Source organism: Paenarthrobacter sp. NEAU-H11 (assembly GCF_050573415.1).
Classification (GTDB): domain Bacteria; phylum Actinomycetota; class Actinomycetes; order Actinomycetales; family Micrococcaceae; genus Arthrobacter.
The window spans coordinates 372,471-396,016 of record NZ_JBNZGA010000001.1; the positions used below are offsets into that span (position 1 = coordinate 372,471).

The 23,546-nt window shown below is 66.0% G+C and carries 22 protein-coding genes; 8 read left to right on the forward strand and 14 right to left on the reverse strand.

Annotated elements, in window-relative coordinates; all coding sequences use genetic code 11:
• Positions 1-71: 71 nt before the first annotated feature.
• From ACQ3DC_RS01705 to ychF, 3 genes are all read right to left on the reverse strand, one after another.
• On the reverse strand, positions 72-1,757 hold the full coding sequence (locus ACQ3DC_RS01705; protein ID WP_157241686.1) for a peptide ABC transporter substrate-binding protein: 1,686 nt from the start codon (positions 1,755-1,757) through the stop codon (positions 72-74).
• A 267-nt stretch (positions 1,758-2,024) separates the two neighbouring features.
• The gene (locus tag ACQ3DC_RS01710; RefSeq protein ID WP_321214002.1) at positions 2,025-3,797 is read right to left on the reverse strand and encodes an ABC transporter family substrate-binding protein; all 1,773 of its coding nucleotides are present in this window, start codon (positions 3,795-3,797) and stop codon (positions 2,025-2,027) included.
• Positions 3,798-3,881: 84 nt separating this feature from the next.
• On the reverse strand, positions 3,882-4,967 hold the full coding sequence (gene ychF, locus ACQ3DC_RS01715; protein ID WP_321214003.1) for a redox-regulated ATPase YchF: 1,086 nt from the start codon (positions 4,965-4,967) through the stop codon (positions 3,882-3,884).
• Positions 4,968-5,082: 115 nt separating this feature from the next.
• On the opposite strand from ychF, the gene ACQ3DC_RS01720 reads away from it, so the two are divergent.
• On the forward strand, positions 5,083-6,324 hold the full coding sequence (locus ACQ3DC_RS01720; RefSeq protein WP_430751389.1) for a DNA recombination protein RmuC: 1,242 nt from the start codon (positions 5,083-5,085) through the stop codon (positions 6,322-6,324).
• Between the two features lie 19 nt (positions 6,325-6,343).
• Here the strand turns inward: ACQ3DC_RS01720 and ACQ3DC_RS01725 are convergent, their stop codons facing one another.
• Together ACQ3DC_RS01725 and ACQ3DC_RS01730 are read right to left on the reverse strand one after the other, a co-directional pair.
• Complete coding sequence (locus ACQ3DC_RS01725; protein WP_157241683.1) at positions 6,344-7,423, reverse strand: 4-hydroxy-3-methylbut-2-enyl diphosphate reductase; 1,080 nt, start codon at positions 7,421-7,423, stop codon at positions 6,344-6,346.
• Positions 7,424-7,432: 9 nt separating this feature from the next.
• Positions 7,433-8,281 carry a hypothetical protein gene (locus ACQ3DC_RS01730; RefSeq protein ID WP_321214005.1) on the reverse strand — a complete coding sequence of 283 codons (849 nt, stop codon included), beginning with the start codon at positions 8,279-8,281 and terminating at the stop codon, positions 7,433-7,435.
• A gap of 190 nt (positions 8,282-8,471) precedes the next feature.
• Between ACQ3DC_RS01730 and xseA the strand changes: the two genes are divergently transcribed.
• Both xseA and ACQ3DC_RS01740 read left to right on the forward strand, forming a co-directional pair.
• Complete coding sequence (xseA, locus tag ACQ3DC_RS01735) at positions 8,472-9,812, forward strand: exodeoxyribonuclease VII large subunit (protein ID WP_157241682.1); 1,341 nt, start codon at positions 8,472-8,474, stop codon at positions 9,810-9,812.
• On the forward strand, positions 9,805-10,023 hold the full coding sequence (locus ACQ3DC_RS01740) for an exodeoxyribonuclease VII small subunit (protein WP_321214006.1): 219 nt from the start codon (positions 9,805-9,807) through the stop codon (positions 10,021-10,023). The genes xseA and ACQ3DC_RS01740 overlap by 8 nt, the downstream gene beginning before the upstream one ends.
• Before the next feature lie 10 nt (positions 10,024-10,033).
• On the opposite strand, the gene ACQ3DC_RS01745 is transcribed toward ACQ3DC_RS01740, so the two are convergent.
• From ACQ3DC_RS01745 to ACQ3DC_RS01770, 6 genes are all read right to left on the reverse strand, one after another.
• Positions 10,034-10,888, reverse strand: a complete 855-nt coding sequence (locus ACQ3DC_RS01745) for a polyphosphate kinase 2 family protein (protein ID WP_157241680.1) — start codon at positions 10,886-10,888, stop codon at positions 10,034-10,036.
• Positions 10,889-10,941: 53 nt separating this feature from the next.
• Positions 10,942-12,162: a pyridoxal phosphate-dependent aminotransferase gene (locus ACQ3DC_RS01750; RefSeq protein WP_157241679.1), complete on the reverse strand. Its 1,221-nt coding sequence runs from the start codon at positions 12,160-12,162 to the stop codon at positions 10,942-10,944.
• A gap of 167 nt (positions 12,163-12,329) precedes the next feature.
• Positions 12,330-13,292, reverse strand: coding sequence for an ABC transporter substrate-binding protein (locus ACQ3DC_RS01755; protein WP_157241678.1), 963 nt, complete (start codon positions 13,290-13,292; stop codon positions 12,330-12,332).
• The gene (locus ACQ3DC_RS01760) at positions 13,289-14,035 is read right to left on the reverse strand and encodes an ABC transporter permease (RefSeq protein ID WP_157241677.1); all 747 of its coding nucleotides are present in this window, start codon (positions 14,033-14,035) and stop codon (positions 13,289-13,291) included. The genes ACQ3DC_RS01755 and ACQ3DC_RS01760 overlap by 4 nt, the downstream gene beginning before the upstream one ends.
• A complete protein-coding gene (locus tag ACQ3DC_RS01765; protein WP_157241676.1) occupies positions 14,032-14,763 on the reverse strand; it encodes an ABC transporter permease in 732 nt (243 codons plus the stop codon). The genes ACQ3DC_RS01760 and ACQ3DC_RS01765 overlap by 4 nt, the downstream gene beginning before the upstream one ends.
• Positions 14,763-15,860 (reverse strand): ABC transporter ATP-binding protein, encoded by a 1,098-nt coding sequence (locus tag ACQ3DC_RS01770; protein ID WP_157241675.1) that lies wholly within the window; start codon positions 15,858-15,860, stop codon positions 14,763-14,765. Before ACQ3DC_RS01770 ends, ACQ3DC_RS01765 begins: the two co-directional genes overlap by 1 nt.
• A 250-nt stretch (positions 15,861-16,110) precedes the next feature.
• On the opposite strand from ACQ3DC_RS01770, the gene ACQ3DC_RS01775 reads away from it, so the two are divergent.
• Positions 16,111-17,133, forward strand: coding sequence for a pirin family protein (locus ACQ3DC_RS01775; RefSeq protein ID WP_430751390.1), 1,023 nt, complete (start codon positions 16,111-16,113; stop codon positions 17,131-17,133).
• A gap of 5 nt (positions 17,134-17,138) precedes the next feature.
• Here the strand turns inward: ACQ3DC_RS01775 and ACQ3DC_RS01780 are convergent, their stop codons facing one another.
• Together ACQ3DC_RS01780 and ACQ3DC_RS01785 are read right to left on the reverse strand one after the other, a co-directional pair.
• The gene (locus ACQ3DC_RS01780) at positions 17,139-18,068 is read right to left on the reverse strand and encodes an N-acetylglucosamine kinase (RefSeq protein ID WP_430751391.1); all 930 of its coding nucleotides are present in this window, start codon (positions 18,066-18,068) and stop codon (positions 17,139-17,141) included.
• Between the two features lie 66 nt (positions 18,069-18,134).
• Entirely contained in the window at positions 18,135-19,109 is a 975-nt protein-coding gene (locus ACQ3DC_RS01785; RefSeq protein ID WP_323056628.1) for a LysR family transcriptional regulator, read from the reverse strand.
• Between the two features lie 173 nt (positions 19,110-19,282).
• Here ACQ3DC_RS01785 and ACQ3DC_RS01790 point away from each other — a divergent pair, with 173 nt between their 5' ends.
• Together ACQ3DC_RS01790 and ACQ3DC_RS01795 are read left to right on the forward strand one after the other, a co-directional pair.
• Positions 19,283-20,524, forward strand: coding sequence for an MFS transporter (locus ACQ3DC_RS01790; RefSeq protein WP_321214011.1), 1,242 nt, complete (start codon positions 19,283-19,285; stop codon positions 20,522-20,524).
• 131 nt (positions 20,525-20,655) lie between these two features.
• The gene (locus ACQ3DC_RS01795) at positions 20,656-21,159 is read left to right on the forward strand and encodes an Lrp/AsnC family transcriptional regulator (RefSeq protein WP_321214012.1); all 504 of its coding nucleotides are present in this window, start codon (positions 20,656-20,658) and stop codon (positions 21,157-21,159) included.
• Positions 21,160-21,176: 17 nt separating this feature from the next.
• On the opposite strand, the gene ACQ3DC_RS01800 is transcribed toward ACQ3DC_RS01795, so the two are convergent.
• Positions 21,177-22,430, reverse strand: coding sequence for an MFS transporter (locus tag ACQ3DC_RS01800; RefSeq protein ID WP_430751392.1), 1,254 nt, complete (start codon positions 22,428-22,430; stop codon positions 21,177-21,179).
• A gap of 172 nt (positions 22,431-22,602) precedes the next feature.
• Here ACQ3DC_RS01800 and ACQ3DC_RS01805 point away from each other — a divergent pair, with 172 nt between their 5' ends.
• Together ACQ3DC_RS01805 and ACQ3DC_RS01810 are read left to right on the forward strand one after the other, a co-directional pair.
• Positions 22,603-23,082, forward strand: a complete 480-nt coding sequence (locus tag ACQ3DC_RS01805) for an Lrp/AsnC family transcriptional regulator (protein ID WP_157241672.1) — start codon at positions 22,603-22,605, stop codon at positions 23,080-23,082.
• Between the two features lie 31 nt (positions 23,083-23,113).
• Positions 23,114-23,539: a DUF1761 domain-containing protein gene (locus tag ACQ3DC_RS01810; RefSeq protein WP_157241671.1), complete on the forward strand. Its 426-nt coding sequence runs from the start codon at positions 23,114-23,116 to the stop codon at positions 23,537-23,539.
• Positions 23,540-23,546: the final 7 nt, after the last annotated feature.

Below are 23,546 nucleotides of genomic sequence, written 5' to 3' on the forward strand. Positions count from 1 at the left end.
TGCCGTGCAAGCCAATGGGGGCCCGGCGGTAGCCGGACCCCCATGTGCTTACCGACAAGTTAGTTCTGGGACTACTTTGCGGTGATGCCGTAGTAAAGGATGCTGCCGTTCCAGCCGGTTTCAGCCTTGGCGACGTTGTTGCTCCACACGATCGGCCGTGCCTGGTCCCAGAGCGGCAGGCCGGGAAGGTCCTCGAAGAGGATCTCCTGTGCCGCGTTGAACTTGGCGTTGGCCTCATCCGTGGTCTTGGCTGCCAGGCCCTCCTTGAGCAGCTTGTCGAACTCGGGGTTCGAGTACTTCTCGTAGTTGGAGGATGCGCCCGTGGCCCAGACCGGCCCCAGGAAGTTGTAGAGCGACGGGTAGTCGCCCTGCCAGCCGGCGCGGCTCAGGCCCGGGAGGGACTGGGACTTGCGCAGGTTCAGGACCTCAGCAAACTTGGCGAAGGGCTGGATTTCAGCCTGGATTCCCAGGTTGTTCTTGAAGCCGTTAGCTACGGCGTCGATCCATTCCTTGTTGCCGCCATCGGTGTTGGATGCGATCTGCAGCGGCTTGGAATTGTCGTACGGCTGGATCTTGTCAGCCTGTGCCCAGAGGTCCTTGGCCTTTGCGGCGTCGAACTTCAGGACTTCGCTGCCCTTGAGGCCTTCCTTGAATCCGTCAATGACCGGCGGGGCGAATGCCTTGGCCGGGGTGCGGGTGCCGTTGAAGACAACCTTGGCGATCTCCTCGCGGTTGATGGCGTAGGAGAGTGCCTGGCGGCGGAGCTTGCCGGCTTCACCCTGGAAGTTCGGGTTGTAACCCGGGATGTTCAGGGTGGAGTTGGTGGCAACGGGCTTGGTGGCATTGCGGTCCGGGAAGTCCGAAACGTACGTCTTAAGCGCATTCGACGGGAGGACGTCGGTTACGTCCAGGTTGTCCGACTGCAGGTCGGTGTACGCGGGGCCCGGATCCGTGTAGAACTTGAACGTCACGCCACCGTTCTTCGACTCGCGGGGACCGCTGTAGTCCGGGTTCTTCACGAGGGAGATGGACTGGTCGTGAACCCAGGCGCCTTCTTTCTCCATCTTGTACGGGCCGTTGCCTACCGGGTTCTCGCCGAATGCCTTCGGGTCTGCCAGCGCAGCGGAGGGAAGCGGGAAGAAGGCGGAGTAGCCGAGTCGCAAGGACCAGTCAGCTTCGGGCTGGGCCAGCTTGACGGTAAGGGTGGAGTCGTCCTTGGCTTCGAGGCCGGACATAGTTTCCGCGGTGGGTGCGGGAGTGGTGGTGGTCTTGCCGTCCGCAGACTTCTCTTTGGTAACCGCCGAGACTTCCTCATAGCCGGCGATGGATTCAAAGAAGAACCCGTTGTTCTGCAGGTTCTTCGAGTTCGCCGCGAAGTTCCAGGAATCCACGAACGTCTTGGCCGTGATCTCTTCACCGTTCGTGAACTTCTGGCCCTGCTTGATCTTGATGGTCCAGTTCTGGGCATCAGGCGACTCGATGGATTCTGCCAGCGCGTTCACCGGCTTGCCATCAGCGTCGTAGGTCCGCAGGCCTTCGAACAGAAGCTCGACGACGCGGCCGCCGTAGACTTCGTTCGTGTTCGCCGGCAGCAACGGATTTTGTGGTTCGTTGCTGTAGGCAGTGATGACCTTGTTCGGGTCGCCGGCGGCGTTGCTGGCTCCGTCAGTGCTGCCGCCTCCAGCGCCGCAGCCGGTCAGGGCAAGCGCGGCTATTGCCACTATGCCCAGTGCTTTGGAAGTGCGCGTAAAACGCATTCCGCCTCCTATGAGTTGTGGGAGATAACGAGGGGGAATCTTGTGCTCCCCCGCAGGCGAGACCCAGCTGTCCGCTGTGACGCAGCCTACATATACGAGTAGCCTAACTGCACGAAGTCCAGATACTGGTACTCCGTTGCCAAACCGTGACCGGCCAGCCCTGAACGCTTAGTCGGTCAACAGAAGTTGTGCACGTCACATGCTACTCGCCGGTAGCCGCGGCGGCGAATCGGGACAACCGGGAGCTGCCTCTCCCGCGCTCCGGCGTCATGACGGGTTGGCCAGCCGCCAATCCCACACGTTCCACCAGATGCCCAACGGACCTGAACTGGTCTTGACGCCGGCAACCCGGGCGTTGAAGGCAGTGGTACCAATCGTCTGGTACAGCGGGAGACCATAGGCGCTCTCCCAGATCTGCCTGTCGATCTCCGCCAGGAGTTCATCCTGCTTGCCCAGATCGGTTGTTCCGGCAAGCTGCTCCATCGCCTTGTCCGCGTCGCCGTCGGAGAAACCGTTGAAGTTGCTGCCCGCGCCGGTGCGGAAGATTTGGGGGACACGGCTGACGCCTGCACCCGTGCCGATCCATCCGAGCAGCGCGGCATCGTAACCCCCGCCCCCGAGTGACCGTGCCCAGTCCGCACTTGCCTGCCCGCCGTCAACCACCTGGAACCCTGCCCGCGCTGCCGAGTCGCGGATCAGGGCAAACGCTTTGGCGCGGTTGGGGTTGTCGCGGTTGTACAGGATCCGGACGGTGGGGGTTTCGCCCTCCAGGAGCGCCTTCGCCCCTTCGATGTCGACTTCGGCGTAATCGGCCGAGCCGTTGTTCTTCACGGTGTCGTTGTACTTGGGCTGGGCAGGCAGGAAAACGTGGGAATCCAAAGGCTTCGCGTCCGGCAGCAGGTCCCCCACCACGGCGTCGACGATGGCCTGCCGGGGAACCGCTTTGAGAAACGCGCGGCGGACGTTGTCGTCCAGGAAAGGCCCGGAGAAGTTGAGGTCCAGGTGGTCGTAGCCGGACTGGTTGTACCGTTCAATGGTGATGCCCTGGCCAGCCAGTCCTGCAAGGAGCTCCTCGGTGTCGGCGGAAGGCTGCGGGGAAATGATGTCGGCCTGGCTGTTCCGGAGCGCATCGACTGCCGTAGGAACGGAGCCGGTGAAGCGCACGTTGATTTCATCCAGCCATGGTTCCTGCCCCCAGACGTAGTCACGGTTCCGGACGAGTTTCATGGAGACTTCCGGGATGATCTCACGCACGATGTACGGGCCGCTGGAAAGGAACACGGCAGGATCCCCGGGAAGGCCCTTGGAGTCGAATCCGGAGTTCCAGAAGTCGCTGACCTGCTTCAGCGGTGCGTTCAGGGCCGGCTTTTCCTCGTCCCCGCGCGGTGAGTTCCTGATCAGGTCGATCAGGTCTTCTTCGTCGTTGAGGCCACCTTTGGCTGCAACCACGTGCGCCGGCAGTCCGACGTCGAACGCCACTTCCCAGTCGGCGAAGGGCACGGTGTACTCCAGGGTGATGGACCGGCCGTCCGCCCCGATTTCGGGGAGCACGGTGCCAGCGAGGCCGCTGGTGTCGGAGGCGGTCGAAAAGTACTTGGTGCCCGTCCCCGCCAGGGGGTCGGCATCGTCAAAATACCCCGAACCCGCGGCCCAGCTGAGAAGGAGGTCGCCGGCGTCGATCGCTTCGCCGTCGGACCACGTGACGCCCTCGTTGACGGTATACCGCACCTTGAGCGGCTGGTCCGAAACCTTCTCGAAGCGCCCAAACTTTTCGTTCCGCACCACCTTGGCGGCATCATCGAGGTAGTAGAAGCCCGAATGGGTGATGTGGCCGATTTTGGAGTTGATATCGGTGTTCCCGTCCGCACTGTACGGGTTGAAGGACGAGAAGGCGTTGACCTCAGCGACGGTGACGCTGCCGCCGCGTTTGGCCTCCCCCACCACCACGGGTGCGCTGCCTTGACTGCCGGAGCAGCCCGACAGGACCATGGCAGCCGCGACCGCCGCGGTGATGTACTGCATCAGACGCCTGACCGGCATGCCGCCTCCTTGTTTGCTTCTGCGGGAGGGGCTCCTGGAATCGCCAGGATCACGCCCTTTATTCAGGATAAGGCGTCCGCCGGATCAGACGTTGAAGCGGAACTCCACAACGTCGCCGTCGGCCATGACGTATTCCTTGCCCTCAATCCTGACCTTACCGCGGGCCTTGGCCTCAGCCATGGATCCGGCCTCGATGAGGTCGTTGAAGGACACCACCTCGGCCTTGATGAATCCGCGCTGGAAGTCGGAGTGGATTACCCCTGCTGCCTGCGGTGCAGTATCCCCCTGACGGATGGTCCAGGCACGGGTTTCCTTGGGGCCTGCCGTGAGGTAGGTCTGCAATCCCAGGGTGTGGAAACCGACGCGCGCCAACTGGTCCAGGCCGGATTCGTCCTGGCCGTTCATCTCCAGCATTTCGCGGGCCTCTTCCTCATCGAGCTCCACGAGGTCGGCTTCGAGCTTGGCGTCAAGGAAAACGGCGTCGGCCGGGGCAACCATGGCCCGCAGTTCTTCCTGCTTTTCCGGGCTGCCCAGGATGGCTTCGTCGGCGTTGAAGACGTAAATGAACGGCTTGGCCGTCAGGAGGCCGAGCTCCTTGAGGTGTTCCATTTCCAGCTTGTCGCTCTTAATCGAAGAGAAAATGGTGTCGCCGCGCTCCAGGACCACCTGGGCTGCCTTGATGGCGGCAAGCTCGGCAGCCTCCCGCTTCTTGATCTTGACTTCCTTTTCGATCCGCGGAATGGCGTTCTCGATGGTCTGCAGATCGGCGAGGATCAGTTCGGTGTTGATGGTTTCCATGTCGGAACGGGGGTCCACCTTGCCGTCCACGTGGATGACATCCGGGTCATCGAACACGCGCACCACCTGGGCGATAGCTTCGGCCTCGCGGATGTTGGCCAGGAACTTGTTACCGAGGCCCTCACCCTCGGACGCGCCCTTGACGATGCCGGCAATGTCCACGAAGGACACCGGCGCGGGCAGCAGGCGCTGCGAGCCGAAGATATCGGCCAGCTTCTGAAGGCGGGGGTCGGGCAGGTTCACGACGCCGACGTTGGGTTCGATGGTGGCGAACGGGTAGTTCGCGGCCAGGACCTGGTTGCGGGTGAGTGCGTTGAAGAGAGTTGATTTGCCGACGTTGGGCAGTCCGACGATGCCAATAGTAAGAGCCACGAGTATTGATTCTACCCGCAGGGCGTCCACGCACAGTAACGGCCGGGGAGCCCTGTGCACGCCAGGGGAAATGTCGCTTCGGCAAAATGTCACAGCCCCGTGCGACAGTGAGGGCATGGATGCTTTCGCCTTAATTCTTGCTTTGTTTATGCTGCTGCTGGGCGCCTTCGCGGGTGCGGCGGCTGCGTTCTTTGTGCTTCGGAGAAGCGCCAAGGGCCTGGAGGAGGATTTCGACGCCGTATCGTCCCGGCTTTCAGAGGTCAGTGCGCAGTTCGCCGCGGCCGACGCCGAGCGGCGCCTTTTGGCGGCACAGAACAGGGAGTTGGGTGAAGCCAGGTCCCAGGACGGCAGCGTGCTGCGGGCGCTTGCCCCGGTGGCGGAGAAACTGACGGCCGTTCAGCAGCAGGTTGCGCTGCTTGAGCGTGACCGGGTGGAACAGTACGGCCAGCTTGCCCAGCAGCTTCAGGAAGCCCGGCTCTCGGATGAACAGCTGATCCGTTCCACCCATGCGCTGGAGTCCGCACTCCGGTCCAACAGCGCGCGGGGGCAGTGGGGCGAAGTCCAGCTGCGGCGCGTGGTGGAAGTGTCCGGGATGCTCCGGCACGTGGACTTCGTGGAACAGGTCCACAGTCCCGGGGGCGATTCCAGCGTGCGGCCGGACCTGGTGGTGCAGCTGCCCGGTGAAAAGCAGCTGGTGGTCGACGCCAAGGTTCCGCTGTCCTCCTACCTGGAAGCCCAGGAACTGGCCCCGGACGTCCGCACCGCGGGTGGTTCCAGCGCCTTCCCCGCCGGTCCGGCCCCAAGCAACGGCCACCGCAGCCAGCAGGCGCTGCTGCAGGCCCATGCCAAAGCGCTGCGGGCACACGTGGATTCCCTGGGCAATAAGAAGTACTGGGACATTCCCGGCAACTCCCCGGAACTGGTGATCTGCTTCATCCCGGCTGAGTCAATTCTCGCCGCGGCCCTCATGGCCGATGCCGGCCTCCTTGACCACGCACTCTCGAAGAACGTTGTCCTGGCCTCGCCCAGCACGCTCCTGGCCGTCTTGAAGTCGGTGGCATTCACGTGGCGTCAGGATGTCCTGACAGACAGTGCGCGGGAGCTGTTCGAACTGGCGCGGCAGCTGTACGACCGGATGGGAACCCTGGGCGAGAACGTCACCAAACTCGGGTCGTCGCTGAAGTCATCCGTGGACCGCTACAACGCCATGGTGGGGACGCTGGAAGCGCGTGTCCTTCCTACCGCCCGGAAACTGAACTCACTGGAAGAGTCCGGACTTGCCGCGCCGCCGGTGGTGGAAGCCACCCCGCGCGCCCTTGCTGCACCGGAACTCCAAAGCGATGACGAAGCCGCGTGAACAGCGGGCTTCCCGGTGATCAGCTGCGCGCCCGGCGCCCGCCGAGCGCGCGGCTGACGTCGCCGGCCTGCTTGAGGGTGGCACGGAGTTCCTTGGGCAGCGAGAAGAGCAGGTCTTCCTCCGCCGTGACGACTTCCTCCACGGTTCCGTAGCCGTAGTCGGCCAGCAGGCGCAGCACCTCCTGCACCAGCACTTCCGGGACGGACGCTCCAGACGTCACGCCCACGGTGGCAACCCCTTCAAACCAGGTTTCGTCGACCTCGTTGGCGAAATCGACCCGGTACGACGCCTTCGCCCCGTACTCGAGGGCCACCTCCACCAGACGGACGGAGTTTGAGGAGTTGGCCGAGCCCACCACGATGACCAGGTCTGCCTGCGGCGAGATCTTCTTGATGGCCACCTGCCGGTTGGTGGTGGCATAGCAGATGTCGTCGCTGGGCGGATCCTGCAGGGTGGGAAACCGCTGCTTGAGCAACCGGACCGTCTCCATGGTTTCGTCAACGCTCAGGGTGGTCTGCGAGAGCCAGATGACCTTTTCCGGGTCCCGGACCGTCACCTTGTCCACCTCGTGGGGACCATTGATGATCTGGATGTGTTCCGGTGCTTCGCCGGCCGTGCCTTCCACTTCCTCATGGCCGTCATGGCCGATCAGCAGGATGTCGAAATCGTCCTTGGCAAACCGGACGGCCTCCTTATGCACCTTGGTAACGAGGGGGCAGGTGGCGTCGATCGTGCGCAGGCCGCGGTCCTCGGCAGACTGGACCACGGCCGGGGAGACGCCGTGTGCGGAGAAAATGACCAGGGCACCCTCGGGCACTTCGTCTGTCTCGTCGACGAAGATGGCTCCCTGTTCCTCCAAAGAGCTGACCACGTGCACGTTGTGGACGATCTGCTTCCGCACATAGACCGGCGGTCCGTAGTGCTCCAGGGCCTTCTCCACGGCGATGACGGCACGGTCAACGCCGGCGCAGTAACCGCGGGGAGCAGCGAGCAGCACCTTCTTGGTTCCCGGCACCGGGGCTGCGGCAGCTACTTCCTCAGGTGACCGGCGCCGACGCGGGATGGTGGGCATCGAAAGGGAAACAGCTGAGGGGGTCATTCCTCCATGCTACCGGTTTGCCCGCTGCGGCTTCCGCGAGGTGAACCCGGCCACGACGCCCAGCACCAGCAGCACGCCGCCGGTGACCGCCGCTGCCAGGGTCCAGGCCTGGAAATCCGCCGCGGAGGCGGCCACAAATTCGTCCCGGAACATGTTGGCAACTTCATTTCCGCTGTCCGCGGACACGACGGCGGCGGACGCCGCCTGTGAGCCCGCCGCCCAGGCAGCCGCCAGGAGCAGCGCGCCGGCGCCCGCCCCGGCCAGCACTGTCCAGCGGCGGCGTGCAGCCACCAGGGCAAGGAGCAGCGCTACGGCGGATCCACCAGCCAGCAGGTAGCCCGCAGGCGCATAGGTGGTGAGCCGTTCAGTCCACTCCTTGTACATAGGCTGGCCCACGTTGATCAGGGTTTGTTCAGGTGGGTCCAGGGGCAGCCTGGTAGTGCGCGAAATCTCCTCCGCGCCCAGCGCCACCAAGGGGGCGACGTCCAAAGTGAGGGACGAAGCCGAGGCCGCCCCGCCGTCGTCCGTTGCCGGGGCGAAGCTGAGCCGGTGGCTCCTGCGCAGCGTTTCCTCCCACGCGGCTGGATAGCCCGGCAGGCCTGTCAGTGACGAAGCCGCGTCTTCCAGCACCGGCTGGACGAGGTCGGAGAGGAAACCGGGAACGGCGCTGGTGTCGATGGTGCCCACCGCCGCTACAGCCAGCTCCTGCTGGAACGCTGAATTTGTTGCGAGCGGGGCCGCCAACTCCACGAAGCCCTGTTCCTGGACGATGTTGCGGTCCAGCCAGATGGCCGGAACTGCCACGGCTGCCAGCAGGACTGCCAGCACGGTGGCGGCAGCAGAAACAAAAGTTCGCACGGCGGTTCCTTCGTCGTTGGTGGGGTTAACCCATCCTAGGCAGGCTTGGCGGCGGTTCTTTGTCAGCCCCGGGTGGTACAGCTTATGGATAAGGTTGAATGACCGCCGAACATAGCCAGCAAATAGCAGACAGCCAAACACCGGACAAAGGACCCCATGCCCGCAGCTCCAGCCCCGCGAGGGCGTTCGCATGTCTGAACAGGCGTCACTCCCGGGCACCGGCCAGCAATCCACCGCGCCCACCACGCTGCCCGCCACGGCCGCCGAAACCACCCCTGACAATCCGTGGCCGCTCCAGTTGCTGTCGCAGAAGCTCAAAGCCCACATCGACCGCACGCCGTCTGCATGGGTTGAGGGCCAGGTCATCGAGCTGAACCGCCGGGGCACCAATGCCTACCTCACGTTGCGGGACGTGGACGCCGAAGTTTCCCTGCCCGCCTCCGTTTGGACCAAGGTACTGGAACGCCAGGACCTGCCGCTGGAGCGCGGATCCCGTGTGGTTGCCCTGCTGAAGCCGGAGTTCTGGATCAAGACCGGACGGCTGAACATGCTGGTCCGTGACATCAGGCCGGTGGGCCTGGGCGATCTCCTTGCCCGGATTGAACGGCTGCGCCAGGCGCTCTCCGCCGAGGGCCTTTTCGCTGACTCCCGCAAGAAACCCCTTCCCCTGCTGCCGCACCGCATCGGGCTCATCACGGGGCGCGATTCGGATGCCAAAAAGGACATCCTGCGCAACGCCGCCCTGCGCTGGCCCGCGGTTGAGTTTGAAATCAGGGAGGTGGCCGTCCAGGGGAACACCGCCGTCGCCCAGGTGGTCCGTGCCCTGCGCGACCTGGACGCCCTGCCGGAGGTGGACGTCATTGTGATCGCCCGCGGCGGCGGCGCCCTGGAGGACCTCCTGCCGTTCAACAGTGAAGAACTGATCCGCGCCGTCGCAGCAGCCGTCACCCCGGTGGTGAGTGCCATCGGCCACGAGGCGGACAGGCCACTGCTCGACGACGTCGCAGACCTGCGTGCATCTACCCCCACGGATGCCGCCAAGCGGATTGTCCCGGAAGTTTCCGAGGAACTTGCGGGCGTCCGCCAGGCCCGGGAGCAGCTGCGCCGGTGCATCGAGCGGCTGGTGGACCGGGAATCGGACCGGCTGGCCTCCCTGCATTCACGGCCCGTGCTGGCTGCGCCGGAAGGACTGGTAACCGTCCGTTCAGAAGAAATCGAGCGGCTGCTGAGGAGGTCATCGGCCGCAGTCAGTTCCACCGTGGTCCGCGCGGCTGACCAACTGGACCACCTGAAGGCGCAGGTGCGGGCGCTGTCGCCGCAGAAAACCCTGGACCGGGGGTACGCCGTCGTCGAACTCGCCGCGAAGCGCGCTGCGCAGTCAGGCGCCGCGGGCCACGCTGTGGTCCGCCGCCCGGCTGAGGCTCCCGCCGGCGCCCCGCTGTCCATCCGCGTGGCGGAGGGCCGCTTCGGCGCAACCTCCACCGGAACACCTGAAGAGACCACTACCGAAACCGGAGAACTACATGACTGAGCAGACGGCAGGGGCCGGAATCGCGGCCCTGAGCTACGAAGAGGCCCGCGAGCAGCTCATCGCGGTGGTGGGGAAGCTCGAGGCCGGCGGGGCCAGCCTTGAGGAATCCCTGGCGCTCTGGGAACGGGGCGAAGCCCTGGCCGCCCGGTGCGAGGAATGGCTGGAAGGTGCCCGGAAGCGGCTGGCAGCCGCCCGCGACCAGCCGCTGTGACAGCAAGGGCTCAGGAGCGCGCGGCCAGTTCCCGTTCCATCGCTACATCAAACTCCGCTTTGGGCCACTCAAGGTTAAGGTCAGTGAGCGCGCCCAAGAGCAGCTGCTGGACGGCAATCCTGGCAAACCATTTCTTGTTCGCCGGGACAACATGCCAGGGAGCTGCAGCGGTGCTGGTCTCCTCGATTGCCGCCTGGTAGGCGCTCATGTAGTCGTCCCAGAAGGCGCGCTCCTCCAGGTCTCCCCGGCTGTACTTCCAGTGTTTGGCCGGGTTGTCCAGGCGGGCCAGCAGCCGCTGCTTCTGCTCCTCGCCGCTGATGTGCAGCATGACTTTGACCACCTTCGTCCCGGAGTCGGTCAGCCGCGTCTCGAACTCGTTGATGGCCACGTACCGCCGTTTGATTTCCGCGGGAGTCGCCCAGGCACGCACCCGGTGGATCAGGACGTCCTCGTAGTGTGAGCGGTCAAAAACACCCACCATCCCGGCGGCCGGCACCTCCTTTTCAATGCGCCACAGGAAGTCGTAGGACTTTTCCTCCTCCGTGGGCGCCTTGAAGGCTTTGAACTGGACGCCCTGGGGGTTCATGGCGGCCATGACGTGGTTGACGATCCCGCCCTTGCCGGCGGTGTCCATGGCCTGGAGGATCAGCAGGATCCGCTTCCGTCCGCCGAACCGCGACTCGGCGAACAGCTTTTCCTGCAGTTCCGTCAGTCCGTTGTCCATTTCGGCGAGCAGGGCCTGGCCGTCCTCCTTGGTGCCGCTGTAGCCGGGGGTGGCGTCAGGATCGACTTTGCTCAACAGGAACCCCTTCCCCGCCCGCAGGGTTTCAGAAGGGTGCTGGTCGAAGCCAACGGCGTCGGGCATGGGAATCCTTTCAGCGAGAAGTTCCACGGGTCCGGGGTGCCCGTGGACACAGGCTAGTTCCCCTGGTACCTGCTTAGGAAGTCCCCCATCCGGCCCACGGCTTCCTCGATGTCCTTGACGTTGGGCAAGGTCACCATGCGGAAGTGGTCCGGGCGCACCCAGTTGAACGCCCGGCCGTGGGAGACCAGGATTTTTTGCTCCCTGAGGAGGTCCAGGACGAACTTCTCGTCGTCACGGATGTGGTACACCTCGGGGTCGAGCTTCGGGAAGAGGTACAGGGCGCCCCGGGCCTGCTGGGTACTCACGCCCGGAATGGCGTTGAGCATGTCGTACGCCTTGTTGCGCTGCTCCAGCAGCCGCCCGCCCGGCAGGATCAGGTCGTTGATGCTCTGGTAGCCGCCCAGCGCTGTCTGGATTGCGTGCTGGGCCGGCACGTTGGCGCAGAGGCGCATGTTGGCAAGAAGGCTGATGCCTTCCAGGTAGTCGGCTGCATCCTTCTTCGGACCGGAAATGGCCATCCAGCCGGCCCGGTACCCGCACACCCGGTAGGCCTTGGACAGGCCGCTGAAGGTGAGGCACAGGACGTCGTCGCCGGTAAGCCCCGCAAGGTTTACGTGGACGGCGTCCTCGTAGAGGATCTTCTCGTAGATTTCGTCGGCAAAGAGGACCAGGCCGTGCTTCTCGGCGAGGGCCACGATCTTCTTCAGCGTCTCTTCCGGGTAGACGGCTCCGGTGGGGTTGTTCGGGTTGATCACCACAATGCCCTTGGTGCGGGGCGTGATCTTGGCTTCCATGTCCTCCAGGTCGGGCTGCCACCCGGACTCCTCGTCGCAGAGGTAGTGGACTGGCTTGCCGCTGGCCAGCGCCACCGAGGCCGTCCAGAGGGGGTAGTCCGGCGTGGGGATCAGGACCTCGTCGCCATCGTCAAGGAGGGCCATCAGGGACATGGTGATGAGCTCGCTGACGCCGTTGCCCAGGTAGATGTCGTCCACATGGATGTTTTGGATGCCGCGGGTCTGGTAGTACTGCGACACTGCGGTCCGGGCGGAAAAGATGCCGCGGGAGTCACTGTAGCCCTGGGCATGCGGCAGGTGGCGGATCATGTCCACCAGGATGGCGTCCGGCGCTTCAAATCCGAACGGCGCCGGGTTTCCGATGTTCAGCTTGAGGATCCGGTGACCCTCCGCTTCCATCTGCTGGGCGGCCTGGAGGATCGGTCCACGGATGTCGTAAAGCACGTTGTTGAGTTTCGTGGACTGCCTGAATTCTGCCATCCCTCAAATATGCCACAGGAAGGATGGGCGGCAGCTGAGACGTCAGCCACACGGTGCGGCGGGTTCCGGCAGGCAGGACGGACGACGGCGGCTGCCGGACCTCCGAAGGTCCGGCAGCCGCCGTCGTACTGCTGAGCCATCGCACCGATGGCGGCGCGATGCAGTTGCTACTTCACGATGCCCTTTTCCTTCAGCCACGCCTGCGCGGCTTCCTTGGCACCCTGCTTCTGGCTGCCGCTGACGGCCCTGTTCAGGTTGATCAGGTCCTCGGTGGTCAGCACGCGGGACACCGAGTTGAGGGCTTCCTTCGCCTTGTCCGTCATCTTCGCCTCGTTGTACAGCGGAACCACCTGCTGGGCAATGAAGTTGTTCTTGGGGTCCTCGAGTACCACAAGATCGTTGTCCGCGATGGACGGGGTAGTGGTGTAGATGTCCGCCACCTGCACCTGGTCCTCCAGGAGTGCCTTCAGGGTCACGGGACCGCCGCCGTCACTGAACGGCTCCAGCTTCTTGGGCTCGCAGTTGTAGTTCTTCTTCAGGCCCGGCAGGCCGTAGGCGCGCTCAGCAAAGGTGGCCGGAGCTCCAACCACGATCTCGCTGCAGACCTTGGCCAGGTCCTCAATGGACTTCAGCTGGTACTTTTCGGCGGTTGCCTTGGTGACCACCATGGCGTCCTTGTCTTCTGCCTTGGCCGGTTCCAGGATGGCCAGCCCGCCGGGCAGCTTGTCCGGCAGCGCCTTGGCGATGTCTTCCGCTGAAACCTCGGAGGCTTCCTTGTCCACGTGCAGCAGCAGGTTGCCGGTGTAATCCGGAATGACGTCCACGGAACCGTCCTGGACTGCCTTGAAGTACACCTCGCGGGAGCCGATGTTGGGCTTGGTGGTGGCCGTGACGCCGGCCGCGTTCAGCGCCCCGGCGTACAGTTCGCCGATGATCTGGCTTTCGGTGAAGTCGGCTGAGCCAATCACCAGGGATGTTGCTCCCCCGGAGGCCGCTCCGCTGCTGGCCGGCGCCTTGCTCAGTGGATCCGAGGATCCGCCGCAGGCAGACAGCGCCATGGCCAGGCCGAGCCCTGCGGCGAGGCCGCCGAATGCCCGCCTGCCGGGATGGTATGGACGGCTTTCTTTCATGATTTACCTCCTGGTACCACAGCCTCCGTGAGGACGGGGTCTGTGAGATCGGCCGTAGCCTGCTGGCTGCGGCGGGACTGCCCCGAGGCGCCTGTTGCCAGGAACAGCCTCTGGAAAAGGGAGAGGACAAGGTCGACGGCGATCGCCAGCGCCGCGATGAGCAGGGAACCGCCGAGCATCTGGGGGAAGTCGCTGAGGACCAGTCCGTCGAAAAGGTACCGGCCCAGGCCGCCCAGGTTGATGTACGCCACCACGGAAACCGTGGCGATCACCTGCAGCACGCCGGTGCGGAAGCCGCCGAACATTACGGTGAGCGCGTTGGGCAGCTCCGCCCGGAAGAGGACCTGCAGTTCGGTCATGCCCATGGCACGCGCGGCGTCCACCACGTTGCGGTCCACGCTGGAGATGCCGGCATAGGTGCCCGCGAGCAGGGGCGGGACAGTGAGGATGACCAGCGCCCAGATAGGAGGCATCAGCCCGATCCCGGCAAGCAGCACAAAGAGCGTCAGCAGGCCCAGTGTGGGCAGTGCCCGGAGCGCGCCGGCGAGCGCAACCACCGCAACCCGTCCCCTGCCGGTGTGGCCTACATACATGCCTACGGGGACGGCGATGGCGGCCGCGATCAGCATCACCAGGCCGGTGTACTGGAGGTGTTCGCCCAGCCGGGCGGGGATCCCGGCGCTTCCTGTCCAGTGCAGGGGGTCGGCCAGCCAGGCGAAGGTATCGGCGAAAACGTTGCTCATGCGTTTCCGCCTCCCGTCTTGGGCCGGGCCAGCCCGAGGGCCGGGTCAAGTGCCTCGCCAACGGTCCCCGCTTCCGGCTGCCGGTCCGGCCGCTTCCCCGCCCGCTCCCATGGAGTGAGGATGCGTTCCAGCAGGACCAGGACCGCATCCATCAGCAGCGCAAGGATGAGGATGGCGATGATGCCCACCACGATTTCGGTCACGAAGCCCCGCTGCAGTCCTGATGTGAACAGCATCCCCAGGTTTCCGATGCCCAGCAGGGCTGCCACGCTGACAAGGGAGATGTTGCTGACCGACACCACCCGGAGCCCTGCGAACAGGACCGGCAGGGACAGCGGAAGGTCCACGCGGAGGAACCGGGCCAACGGCTTGAACCCCATGGCGACGGCGGCCTGGCTCACGTCCTGGCTGACCGAATCGAAGGCGTCCAGGGCGGCCCGGACCAGCAGGGCAACGGCATAGATGGTCAGGGCCACCACCACGTTGACCGGATCCAGGATCCTGGTGCCCAGGACGGTGGGCAGGATGATGAACAGCGCCAGCGAAGGAATGGTGTACAGGAGCGAGGAGGCTGTGAGCAGCACCGAGCGGAGCGCCCGGTTCTGCCGCGCCAGCTGCGCGAGGGGGATGGAGATGACCAGCCCCAGGACCATGGGGACGAGGGCCAGCACCAGATGCTGGCCGGCGCGCTCCAGGACCATGCCGCTGTTGGCGAGGAACCACTCCATCAGAGCGCAGCCTGCCGGAGCTGGCGTGCCTCTTCAATGAGGGCCAGCACTTCTCCGCCGCGGATCACGCCCATCACCTTGCCCTCTCCGTCCACTGCCACGCCCAGGCCCGACGGCGAGGAAAGCGCGGCATCAAGCGCGCGGCGCAGGCTTTCCCCCGGGCGGAACAGGGAACCGCCGGGGATGAGGCCTTCGTCAGTGCCGGGAGTGGACCAGCCGAGCGGGCGCATCTCCTCGTCCACCACCAGCTGCCAGCCGTCGGCGGCGCCCGGATCCGTGTTGACGCTGCGGCCGCGGACGAGCGTTGGCACCGGATGGATGGTGACGCCGTCGGACGGGGTGAAGCCCAGGTGCCGGAAGCCACGGTCCCGTCCCACGAATGAGGCCACGAAGTCATTTGCCGGCGCGCGGAGGATTTCCTCAGGGGTGGCGTATTGGGCGAGCTTCCCGCCCACCGCGAAGACCGCCACTTTGTCCCCCAGGACGGTGGCCTCGTCGATGTCGTGGGTGACGAACACGATGGTCTTGGCCAGGTCCTTCTGGAGCCGCAGCAGTTCCTGCTGGAGTTCATCGCGGACCACCGGGTCCACGGCGCTGAAAGGTTCGTCCATAAGCAGGACGGGAGGATCGGCGGCGAGCGCACGCGCTACCCCCACGCGCTGCTGCTGGCCGCCGGAGAGCTGGGACGGGTAGCGCCTGCCGAGCGGGCGGGCCAGGCCCACAACGTCCAGGAGTTCCTCGGCGCGCCGCCTGGCTTCGGACTTGGACACGCCGTTCAGCCGGGGAACGGTGGCGATGTTGTCCAGCACCGAGCGGTGCGGCAACAGCCCCGCTGACTGCATCACGTAGCCCATCGAGCGGCGCAGTTCAGCTGCCGGGACGGCGGTCACGTCCCTGCCGCCCACCGTGATGGTCCCGGAAGTCGGCTCCACCATCCTGTTGATCATGCGCAGCGTGGTCGTCTTGCCGCAGCCGGACGGACCAACCAGAACGGTGATGGAGCCTTTGCTGATGGACATGGAGAGGTTGTCCACGGCCGGCTGTCCGCCCTGGTACTGCTTGGTAACGCTCTCAAACTCGATCATCGCCTGGTCCATGGTGCGGACTTACCTGTTCTCTGGGACGGGCTCCTGGAAGCACCGCGACATTGTCATCAGGACGCTGATAGTTACGGTAACCCAATCCGGGGCCGGCAACACCCTGCAGCGTCCCGAATCCGGGCAAAGGAATCCCTACTGTAACCATTCGGAGCCGGGAGCGGCCCGGATGGGAGCCCATTTTCCGGCCGGAACAACTGGAGGGCCTGGAACCGTGCCCGACGTGCTTCGTCCGGCCTAGAGTGGATTCGTGACCAACTTGGAAATAGCACCCCAGCAGGAAGTGTGCCCGACGGCAGGCGCGGACGGTACATCCGGGCCTTGCCTGCAGCTGTGGCCGCAACGCGAAGTGCCGCTCGGCGGCGTCCGGGCCATGAACGTCCAGCGGACGCTGCCGCAGCGCGGCCTCCCCACCATCGGGGCGTGGTGTTTCCTGGACAGCTTCGGCCCTGACCGGACGGCGATGTCCGTGCTCCCGCATCCCCATATCGGCCTCCAGACCGTGACCTGGCCCCTCGCCGGCCATATCCGGCACCGCGACAGCGTGGGCAGCGACGTGGTGGTCCGGCCTGGCGAGCTGAACATCATGACGGCCGGCCACGGCGTCTCCCACTCGGAGTTCGCCGTGCTGCCGCCTGCCGGGGAGGCCCTGCCGGTTCAGCGCGGCCTGCAGCTCTGGGTGGCCCTGCCTGAGGGTGAACGGCACCGGCAGCCGGCCTTCGAGCAGCACCGAGAACTTCCCCGGGCCGGCGGCCAGGGGTTCACGGCCACCGTCATGGTGGGCGAACTCGCCGGCGTCACCTCGCCGGCAACGATGTACTCACCGATCGTGGGCGCGGACGTTTCGTGCAGCGGAGCAGCGGTGTTGCCGCTCAACGCCGGCTTCGAGCACGGAATCCTGGTGCTCGACGGCGGCCTGGCGGTGGACGGCCAGGAGGTTCCGCCCGGCCCGCTGGGCTACCTGGGCACCGGGCGTACGGAACTCCAGGTGCAGGCGCTCCCGGGGACGCGCTTCCTCCTCATTGGAGGCGAGCCGTTCCAGGAGGAACTGCTGATGTGGTGGAACTTCGTTGGCCGTACCCACGACGAAGTGGAGCAGGCACGGAGTGACTGGGAAGCCCAGGCCGGACTGCCCGAAACGGAGGAGGCAGCAGCCCGGTACGGCGTGGTTCACGGCCACGGTCCTGACGCTGGACCGGAGGCGGGCCGCATTCCTGCTCCGCCCCTGCCGGGCGTGCGGCTCACGCCCCGGAAACGGCTCCGGGGCGACTGATCCGCTCAGGTCTGCTCGGCCACCAACTGCAGCACACCGAACACCGGTTCCTGGTCCAGCACCCGGATGTCGGTCACGCCCGCGTCCTTGAGGTGGCGGCGGAAGGAGTGCTGTAGCGGGGCAACATTCATGCCCAGGCCGCCGCCCAGGATCACCGGCCCGGTGATGCCAAGCAGGCCCAGCACCTGCAGGGCCAGCGCTGAAAGGTCTTCACCTGCCTGGTCCAGCAGGGCCTGGCTCTCCGGGTGGCCGCCGGCCGCCGCCTCCACTACCAGCCGGGCCTGCTGCGCCCAGAAGCGCCGGCCGGTTTTCGGTGAATGGAACAGCGCAATCAGCCGGTTGGGATCGTCCACCCCGCAGGACTGCAAAAGAGACGCAGTCAGGACGTCCACCGGCAGGCCCTGGTTCATCCGCCGGAGGCTGTGCCGCACCGCTTCGCGGCCCAGCCAGTATCCGCTGCCTTCATCGCCCAGAAGGTAGCCCCAGCCGCCAGCCCGCGCTTCGCCGCCGTCCGCATTCCTGCCCCAGGCTGCAGAGCCGGTGCCCGCAATCACCGCAACACCGGTGCTCGCGTAGCCTGCCGCGAGCAGCAGGCGCGAATCGTGGACCACGGTGACCCGGGCGCCGGGGACATGCGGCTGGATCAGGGACGCCAGGGCGGCGGCGTCGTCGTCGGTATCAATGCCGCCGGAACCGGCGTACACCTGCGACACCTGGCCCCCGCCGATGCGTGCAAACAGGTCGGCAAGGTTGGCGGCCGCCTCGTCGCGGCTGACGTTCTGCACATTGGAACTGCCGGCCGACTCATCCGCAACCGGAGCCCCGTCCTCAAAACGGACACCGTGGGTCTTCGTCCCGCCGATATCCAGCCCGATGATGGCGCCGCGGAGTGGACTGGGGGCCGGGGGTGCGGAGGAGTTTTCAGCGTTGGTCACGTCACAAGGGTAATGGTGCCGGAGCGGCGGGACACCCCGGCCGCCTCACTTTCGGGCGCTCGCGCTTCAGCGGGACCGCTGCCTGACCAGCCCGGCCAGGAGCCTGGGCCCTTCGGTCACCACCATGTCCCGGAACAACCGGACCGGCACGGGTTCGGACCCGGGCTTGCGGCGCCGCCAGGACAGGCCCACTTCGCGGAAAGCCAGGCCGGACTCCAGCGGGACCTCAACCCAGCCGAGGTTCCCGGTTTCGGGGCTGACCGTCCGTCCGGGGGCATCCCCGCCTGGCGGCAGGATGCTGACTCCGAGGCCCGCCGAGACCAGGCCGCGGACCGTGTGAGAATCCTGGCTTTCGAAGGCGATGCGGGGCCGGTAGCCGGCCTCGCGGAACATGGCATCGGTGAGCGACCGCATCCCGTATCCGGGCCCGAGCGCCACAAAAGGCTCTCCCCTGATGTCGGCAAGCCGGGCTGCCGGCCGCGTGGCAAGGGGATGGCTGTGGTGCACAACCAGGCGGAGCGGCTCCCGGTACAGCGGCGCCGAGGACACGTTCCGGCCCGGCGGCGCCACCGGTGCGGTCAGGGCGAGATCGGACTCGCCCGACGCCAGTTCGTCAAGGCACGCGTTGCGGGCGCCCTGGCTCAGGGTGAAAACTGCGCCCGGGTGCCTGCTCCGGAAAGCACTGATCAGGAGCGGCAACGTCGCCTCACCAAAAGTGTGCTGGAACGACAGGGAGACCCTCCCCCGGGCCACGTCCGACTCGTCCCGCACAACGTCCAACCCTGCCTGGAACGCCGTCAGCGCCTGCTCAATGTAGGGCAGCAGGGTCCGTGCCGCGGGCGTCAGCCGGACTCCCCTGCCGTCCCTGACCAGGAGTTCGGTACCGACGACGGCGCTCGCTCGGGCCAGCGCCCGGCTCACCGTGGACTGGGGCACTCCGAGGAGTTCCGCGGTTTCCGTGACGTGCTCGGTCCGCCCCAGCTCGGCCAGCAGGGGCAGCAGCGGAAGCAGCTGCACCAGCTGTTTCTGGTCCGGTTCCACGGGCCGGCCTCCTTCCTGCTCCGCGCGAGCCCAAGTAGGTAGCGCTAAGTGTCGTTTTCGGCGTTCAAAACGACACTTAGCGCTACCTAGTTGGGAAAGCATGCAAATCGGCTATCAGTTTTACACGAAGCATGCATTGGAGGCATCTATTGGGTGAAAGCTAGGCTGGCCGGATGGCACACATCGTCCGTTCCGCCGGCAGCAGCCCTTCCCCTCGTTGGGAAGGTCATGCCAAGGGGTCGACGGCGTACGCCAGGATCCTCGCGGGCCTTTCCTTTGCGGGTGTTGCCACCTTCGCGCAGCTCTATTCCACCCAGGCCGTCCTGCCGATCCTGGCCTCGGACCTGCAGGTCACGGCGGCCGAGGCGGCCCTGACCATCTCCCTGGCCACCGTGGGCCTTGCGGTGACGGTGATCCCGTGGTCCTTCCTGGCGGACCGCATAGGGCGGGTCCGGGCCATGACGTGGGGTATCTCATTGGCCACCGTCCTGGGGCTGCTGGTTCCCTTGTCCACCAGCTTTGGCATGCTGCTCACCCTCCGCCTTATAGAAGGCATGGCACTGGGCGGCATCCCGGCCATTGCCATCGCCTACCTCAACGAGGAGGTCACCAAAGCGCACACGGCCCTGGCAGCGGGAAGCTATGTTGCCGGCACCACGCTGGGCGGGCTTGCCGGCAGGCTGGTGGCCGGGCCGGCCGGTGAACTGTGGGGCTGGCGGGCCGCCGCACTGGCTGTTTCATTCCTTGCCACGCTGGCCGCGGTCGCCTTCCTGGTCCTGGTGCCGCGGGCCCGGGGCTTCGTCTCCGCCCCTGCATCCGGGCTGCGCGGCGCCATCCGGACCTTGGGCGGCCACCTGCGGAATGTCCGCTTGCTGGTCCTCTACGGCCAGGCCTTCCTGATGATGGGCGGGTTCGTGGCGGTCTACAACTACCTGGGGTTCCGGCTTTCGGGCGAACCGTTCGGCCTGCCGGCAACGTTGATCAGCCTGATCTTCCTGGCCTACCTGTCCGGGACCGTCACCTCACGCTGGTCCGCAGGGCTGACCCTGCGCTTCGGGCGCCGCAATGTCCTGCTCGCCGGCCTGGCACTTTCGACGGCGGGCCTTGCCCTGACGCTGACGCAGGCCCTCCCCCTGATACTCGCCGGCCTTGTGCTGTTTACCGGCGGCTTCTTCGCCGCCCACAGCATCGGGGCGGGCTGGACCGGCGCCCTCGCCAGCACCGGCCGGGCGCAGGCCGCCTCGCTGTACAACCTCGCCTACTACCTGGGGTCCAGCATCATCGGCTGGGCGGGCGGACTGGCCTTCCAGTCCCTCGGCTGGAACGCGCTGGCCGCGGCAGTCATGGTCCTGGCCTGCCTCACCGCGGCTGCTGTCGCCGTCGTCCATCCCCGGGCAGAAGGACCTCGCGCGTAACAGGCAGCGCCACGAATTATCTGTCCCTGCCAATCACGCGGCGGCGCAAAAATTCGGCTGCGCGGCCCGTACAAGCGCGAAAGCGCATATTCGCAGGTCTAGGATGAACAGAGGACCATTGAGGAGTTGCAGTGAGCACGAACGCCAGGAATCCCAGGCCGGGAGCGCACCTTGAGCCGCTGGATGCGATTGACGAACGGCTCCTGGCCGCGCTGGTGGCTGATGCCCGGATCTCCAACAAGCAGCTTGCGGAACTCGTCGGGATTGCCCCTTCCACTGCCCTGATGCGGACACGCGCCCTGTCCGAACGCGGGATCGTGCAGGGCTACGAGGCCAAGCTCAGCCTTTCTGCCATCGGGCGGTCCGTGCAGGCATTGGTTGCCGTGCGCCTCCGCGCCCACGACCGCGACCAGATTGACCGCTTCACTGCCCGGGTGCCGCACCTGCCCGCGGTGCTGTCCACGTTCCACACCTCAGGCTCCGTGGACTATCTGCTGCACATCGCCGTCGCCACTACCGAGGACCTGCGGGACTGGGTGCTGGACAACCTGGCAACTGATCCGGTGGTGGGGCACACGGAAACCACCCTGGTGTTCGAACACATCCAGGGCAATCACGGGCCGCTGCCTGAGTAAGTGCCATGCGGAACGGACTAAGCTGCACCCCCGCGGCCGATGACCGCGAGGCGGAAAGTCACGGCGGAGAGGATTAGCGCCGCCGCGCCGCACAACAGAACGAAACCCGCTATGGCGGCCGGCACACCGACCACGCCGGAGGCCCAGCCCAGGCCAAGGACCGGCACAGCGCTTCCCAGGTACGTGATGACATAGACGGTGCTGACGATCTGGGCGTGCCGTGATGCCTCCACCTTGGCCGCCACCTCGTTGAAGACAGTGCGGAAGGCGATGCCCTGCCCTACCCCGGCCGCAAGGGCGGCTGCCACGAGCAGCAGCGGATTCCCCCAGGCTCCCGCCGCCCCCAGGAGAAGCACGGAAACCCCCAGGACGCCAAGCCCCGCCGGAACCACGTAGCGGCCCCGAAGGGTCAGCAGCTGGCTCAGCGCCGAGGACCCCAGGGCCAGGCCGGCCAGCACGCCGACCAGGGGGCGGGAGTCTGTGGCCAGGACCTGGGCAAAGTAGCCGGGTGCAAGCGACAGGCAGAAGCCGAAGACAGCGAAGCTGAGGAAGCCGACGCCGGCAGCGAGCCAGAAGGCGCCCCTCGCCTCCCGCGATACGGAAGGGCGGCGGGGTGCCAGTGCCTGCAGCGGCCTGGCGGAGGCCGGAGGATTGATCGCCGGGCGGGCATGAAGCAGGTACAGCGGCACCAGGAGGCCGGCCAGGACCAGCGAATGGACGTAGTAGGGTGCGCTGGTCGGGCCAGGGAGGAGGGACAGCAGTCCGCCGATCACCGGTCCGGCCGCCACTCCGCCGGACGACGCCAGCAAGGTGAATCGGGATGCCCACTCGGGACGGGTCGGGAGGAGCTCGCGGAGGGCTGCGGCACTGGCCCCGGTTGCCAGCGCAACGGCTGCGCCCTGCAGCGCCCGCCCGGCGCACAGGGCAGCGAGCGTCTGTGCCTCGGCAAAGAGCCAGCCGCCTGCCAGCCCGATGACGACCGCGAGGATGAGCGCAGCCCGGCGCCCGATGTGGTCCGACCAGTGCCCGGCCAGCATGAGCGTGGCCACCAGGGACAGGACATAGCTGGCAAACGCGGCGGTCACGCCCAGCGTGGACAGCCCGAGTTCCGCCTGCAGGAGCGGATACAGCGGCGTCGCGAGGTTGGCGCCCACCAGCAGGACGAAAATGACAGCGCCGGCCATCACCAGGCGCGCCGTGGTGGACGCATCCCAACCCGTCCTGGCAGCAGCCGGGGCAGGACGCATCCGGAGTTCGCTGAAGACCGTCATGTGGCGCCGCCTTTTGGTTCTACCGCGGCAGGTGGACCTTGTGGGAGCCCGGCGCGGGATGGATATCCGATGGCACAAGAATGCGGTACTTCTGCTCCATTGCTCGGAGATCTACGGACCTATTGCGCAAGAACGTCAAAATCTTCCCGGCCATGTGATGCAGAATGACAATATGAACAATCTGGATGCCACCGACCTGAAGATCCTGCTGGCCCTCATCCGGGACCCTCGGATCCAGGTCGGTGAACTCAGCGAGTCCCTGGGCATCGCCCGCAACACGGCCCAGACGCGGCTGCGCCGCCTCATCCGGGCAGGAGTACTGAGGCCGGGCGGCCGCGAGGTGGACCTGGAGGCTGTGGGCTATGACGTTGTGGCCTTCGTGACGATCGAGGTCTCGCACCGGGAGCTGGACGGCGTGGTGGCCGCACTCCGACTGATCCCGCAGGTACTGGAAGTTCATGAAATCTCCGGACGCGGCGACGTCTGGTGCCGGGTGGCAGCCACGGACACCCACAACCTCCAGTCCTCCCTGAGGCAGGTCCTGAGGATCAAGGGCGTGATCCGGACCGAAACCGTACTGGCCCTGCATACCCATATCCCCTACCGCACCGAGCCGCTGATCAGCGGCCTGGCTAAGGCGTCGAACACCTGACGTCCGCGCCCGGGCGGCTAGGATTTCCAGAATGGACTGGCTCTCGTACGTTTCACAGATCAACTGGCTCGCCGTGCTGCTGGCCTTCGTCGCAACCATGGCCATCGGCTTTGTCTGGTACATGCCCTCGGTCCTGGGCAACCGGTGGATGGCCGCCATCGGCAAGACGGAGGACGATCTCAAGAACATCAGCGGCGGGGCAGGCATCTGGGTCCCGATGATGGCGGCCGCGGCCCTGACGGCGGTCCTGCTCGCTGTCCTGATCACCAGGCTCGGACTGGACAGTGCCGTGGCGGGCGGCTTTTTCGCCTTGGTTGCGGGACTCGTCTTCAGGGCAGGCGGCCACGTCATCCACAACGGCTTCGCCGGGCGCCCGGCAGCCGTCACGCTGATCGACTCCGGCCATGACATCGTGGCCATGACGGTGGCCGGCGCCATCATCGGAGGAATGTCGTGATGGTGGC

Coding starts and splice junctions, on each gene's coding strand:
- ACQ3DC_RS01705 (WP_157241686.1), bottom strand. CDS start 1,757: ATGCGTTTTACGCGCACTTCCAAAGCACTGGGCATAGTGGCAATAGCC.
- ACQ3DC_RS01710 (WP_321214002.1), bottom strand. CDS start 3,797: ATGCCGGTCAGGCGTCTGATGCAGTACATCACCGCGGCGGTCGCGGCT.
- ACQ3DC_RS01720 (WP_430751389.1), top strand. CDS start 5,083: ATGGATGCTTTCGCCTTAATTCTTGCTTTGTTTATGCTGCTGCTGGGC.
- ACQ3DC_RS01725 (WP_157241683.1), bottom strand. CDS start 7,423: ATGACCCCCTCAGCTGTTTCCCTTTCGATGCCCACCATCCCGCGTCGG.
- xseA (WP_157241682.1), top strand. CDS start 8,472: ATGTCTGAACAGGCGTCACTCCCGGGCACCGGCCAGCAATCCACCGCG.
- ACQ3DC_RS01740 (WP_321214006.1), top strand. CDS start 9,805: ATGACTGAGCAGACGGCAGGGGCCGGAATCGCGGCCCTGAGCTACGAA.
- ACQ3DC_RS01745 (WP_157241680.1), bottom strand. CDS start 10,888: ATGCCCGACGCCGTTGGCTTCGACCAGCACCCTTCTGAAACCCTGCGG.
- ACQ3DC_RS01750 (WP_157241679.1), bottom strand. CDS start 12,162: ATGGCAGAATTCAGGCAGTCCACGAAACTCAACAACGTGCTTTACGAC.
- ACQ3DC_RS01755 (WP_157241678.1), bottom strand. CDS start 13,292: ATGAAAGAAAGCCGTCCATACCATCCCGGCAGGCGGGCATTCGGCGGC.
- ACQ3DC_RS01760 (WP_157241677.1), bottom strand. CDS start 14,035: ATGAGCAACGTTTTCGCCGATACCTTCGCCTGGCTGGCCGACCCCCTG.
- ACQ3DC_RS01765 (WP_157241676.1), bottom strand. CDS start 14,763: ATGGAGTGGTTCCTCGCCAACAGCGGCATGGTCCTGGAGCGCGCCGGC.
- ACQ3DC_RS01770 (WP_157241675.1), bottom strand. CDS start 15,860: ATGGACCAGGCGATGATCGAGTTTGAGAGCGTTACCAAGCAGTACCAG.
- ACQ3DC_RS01790 (WP_321214011.1), top strand. CDS start 19,283: ATGGCACACATCGTCCGTTCCGCCGGCAGCAGCCCTTCCCCTCGTTGG.
- ACQ3DC_RS01800 (WP_430751392.1), bottom strand. CDS start 22,430: ATGACGGTCTTCAGCGAACTCCGGATGCGTCCTGCCCCGGCTGCTGCC.
- ACQ3DC_RS01805 (WP_157241672.1), top strand. CDS start 22,603: ATGAACAATCTGGATGCCACCGACCTGAAGATCCTGCTGGCCCTCATC.
- ACQ3DC_RS01810 (WP_157241671.1), top strand. CDS start 23,114: ATGGACTGGCTCTCGTACGTTTCACAGATCAACTGGCTCGCCGTGCTG.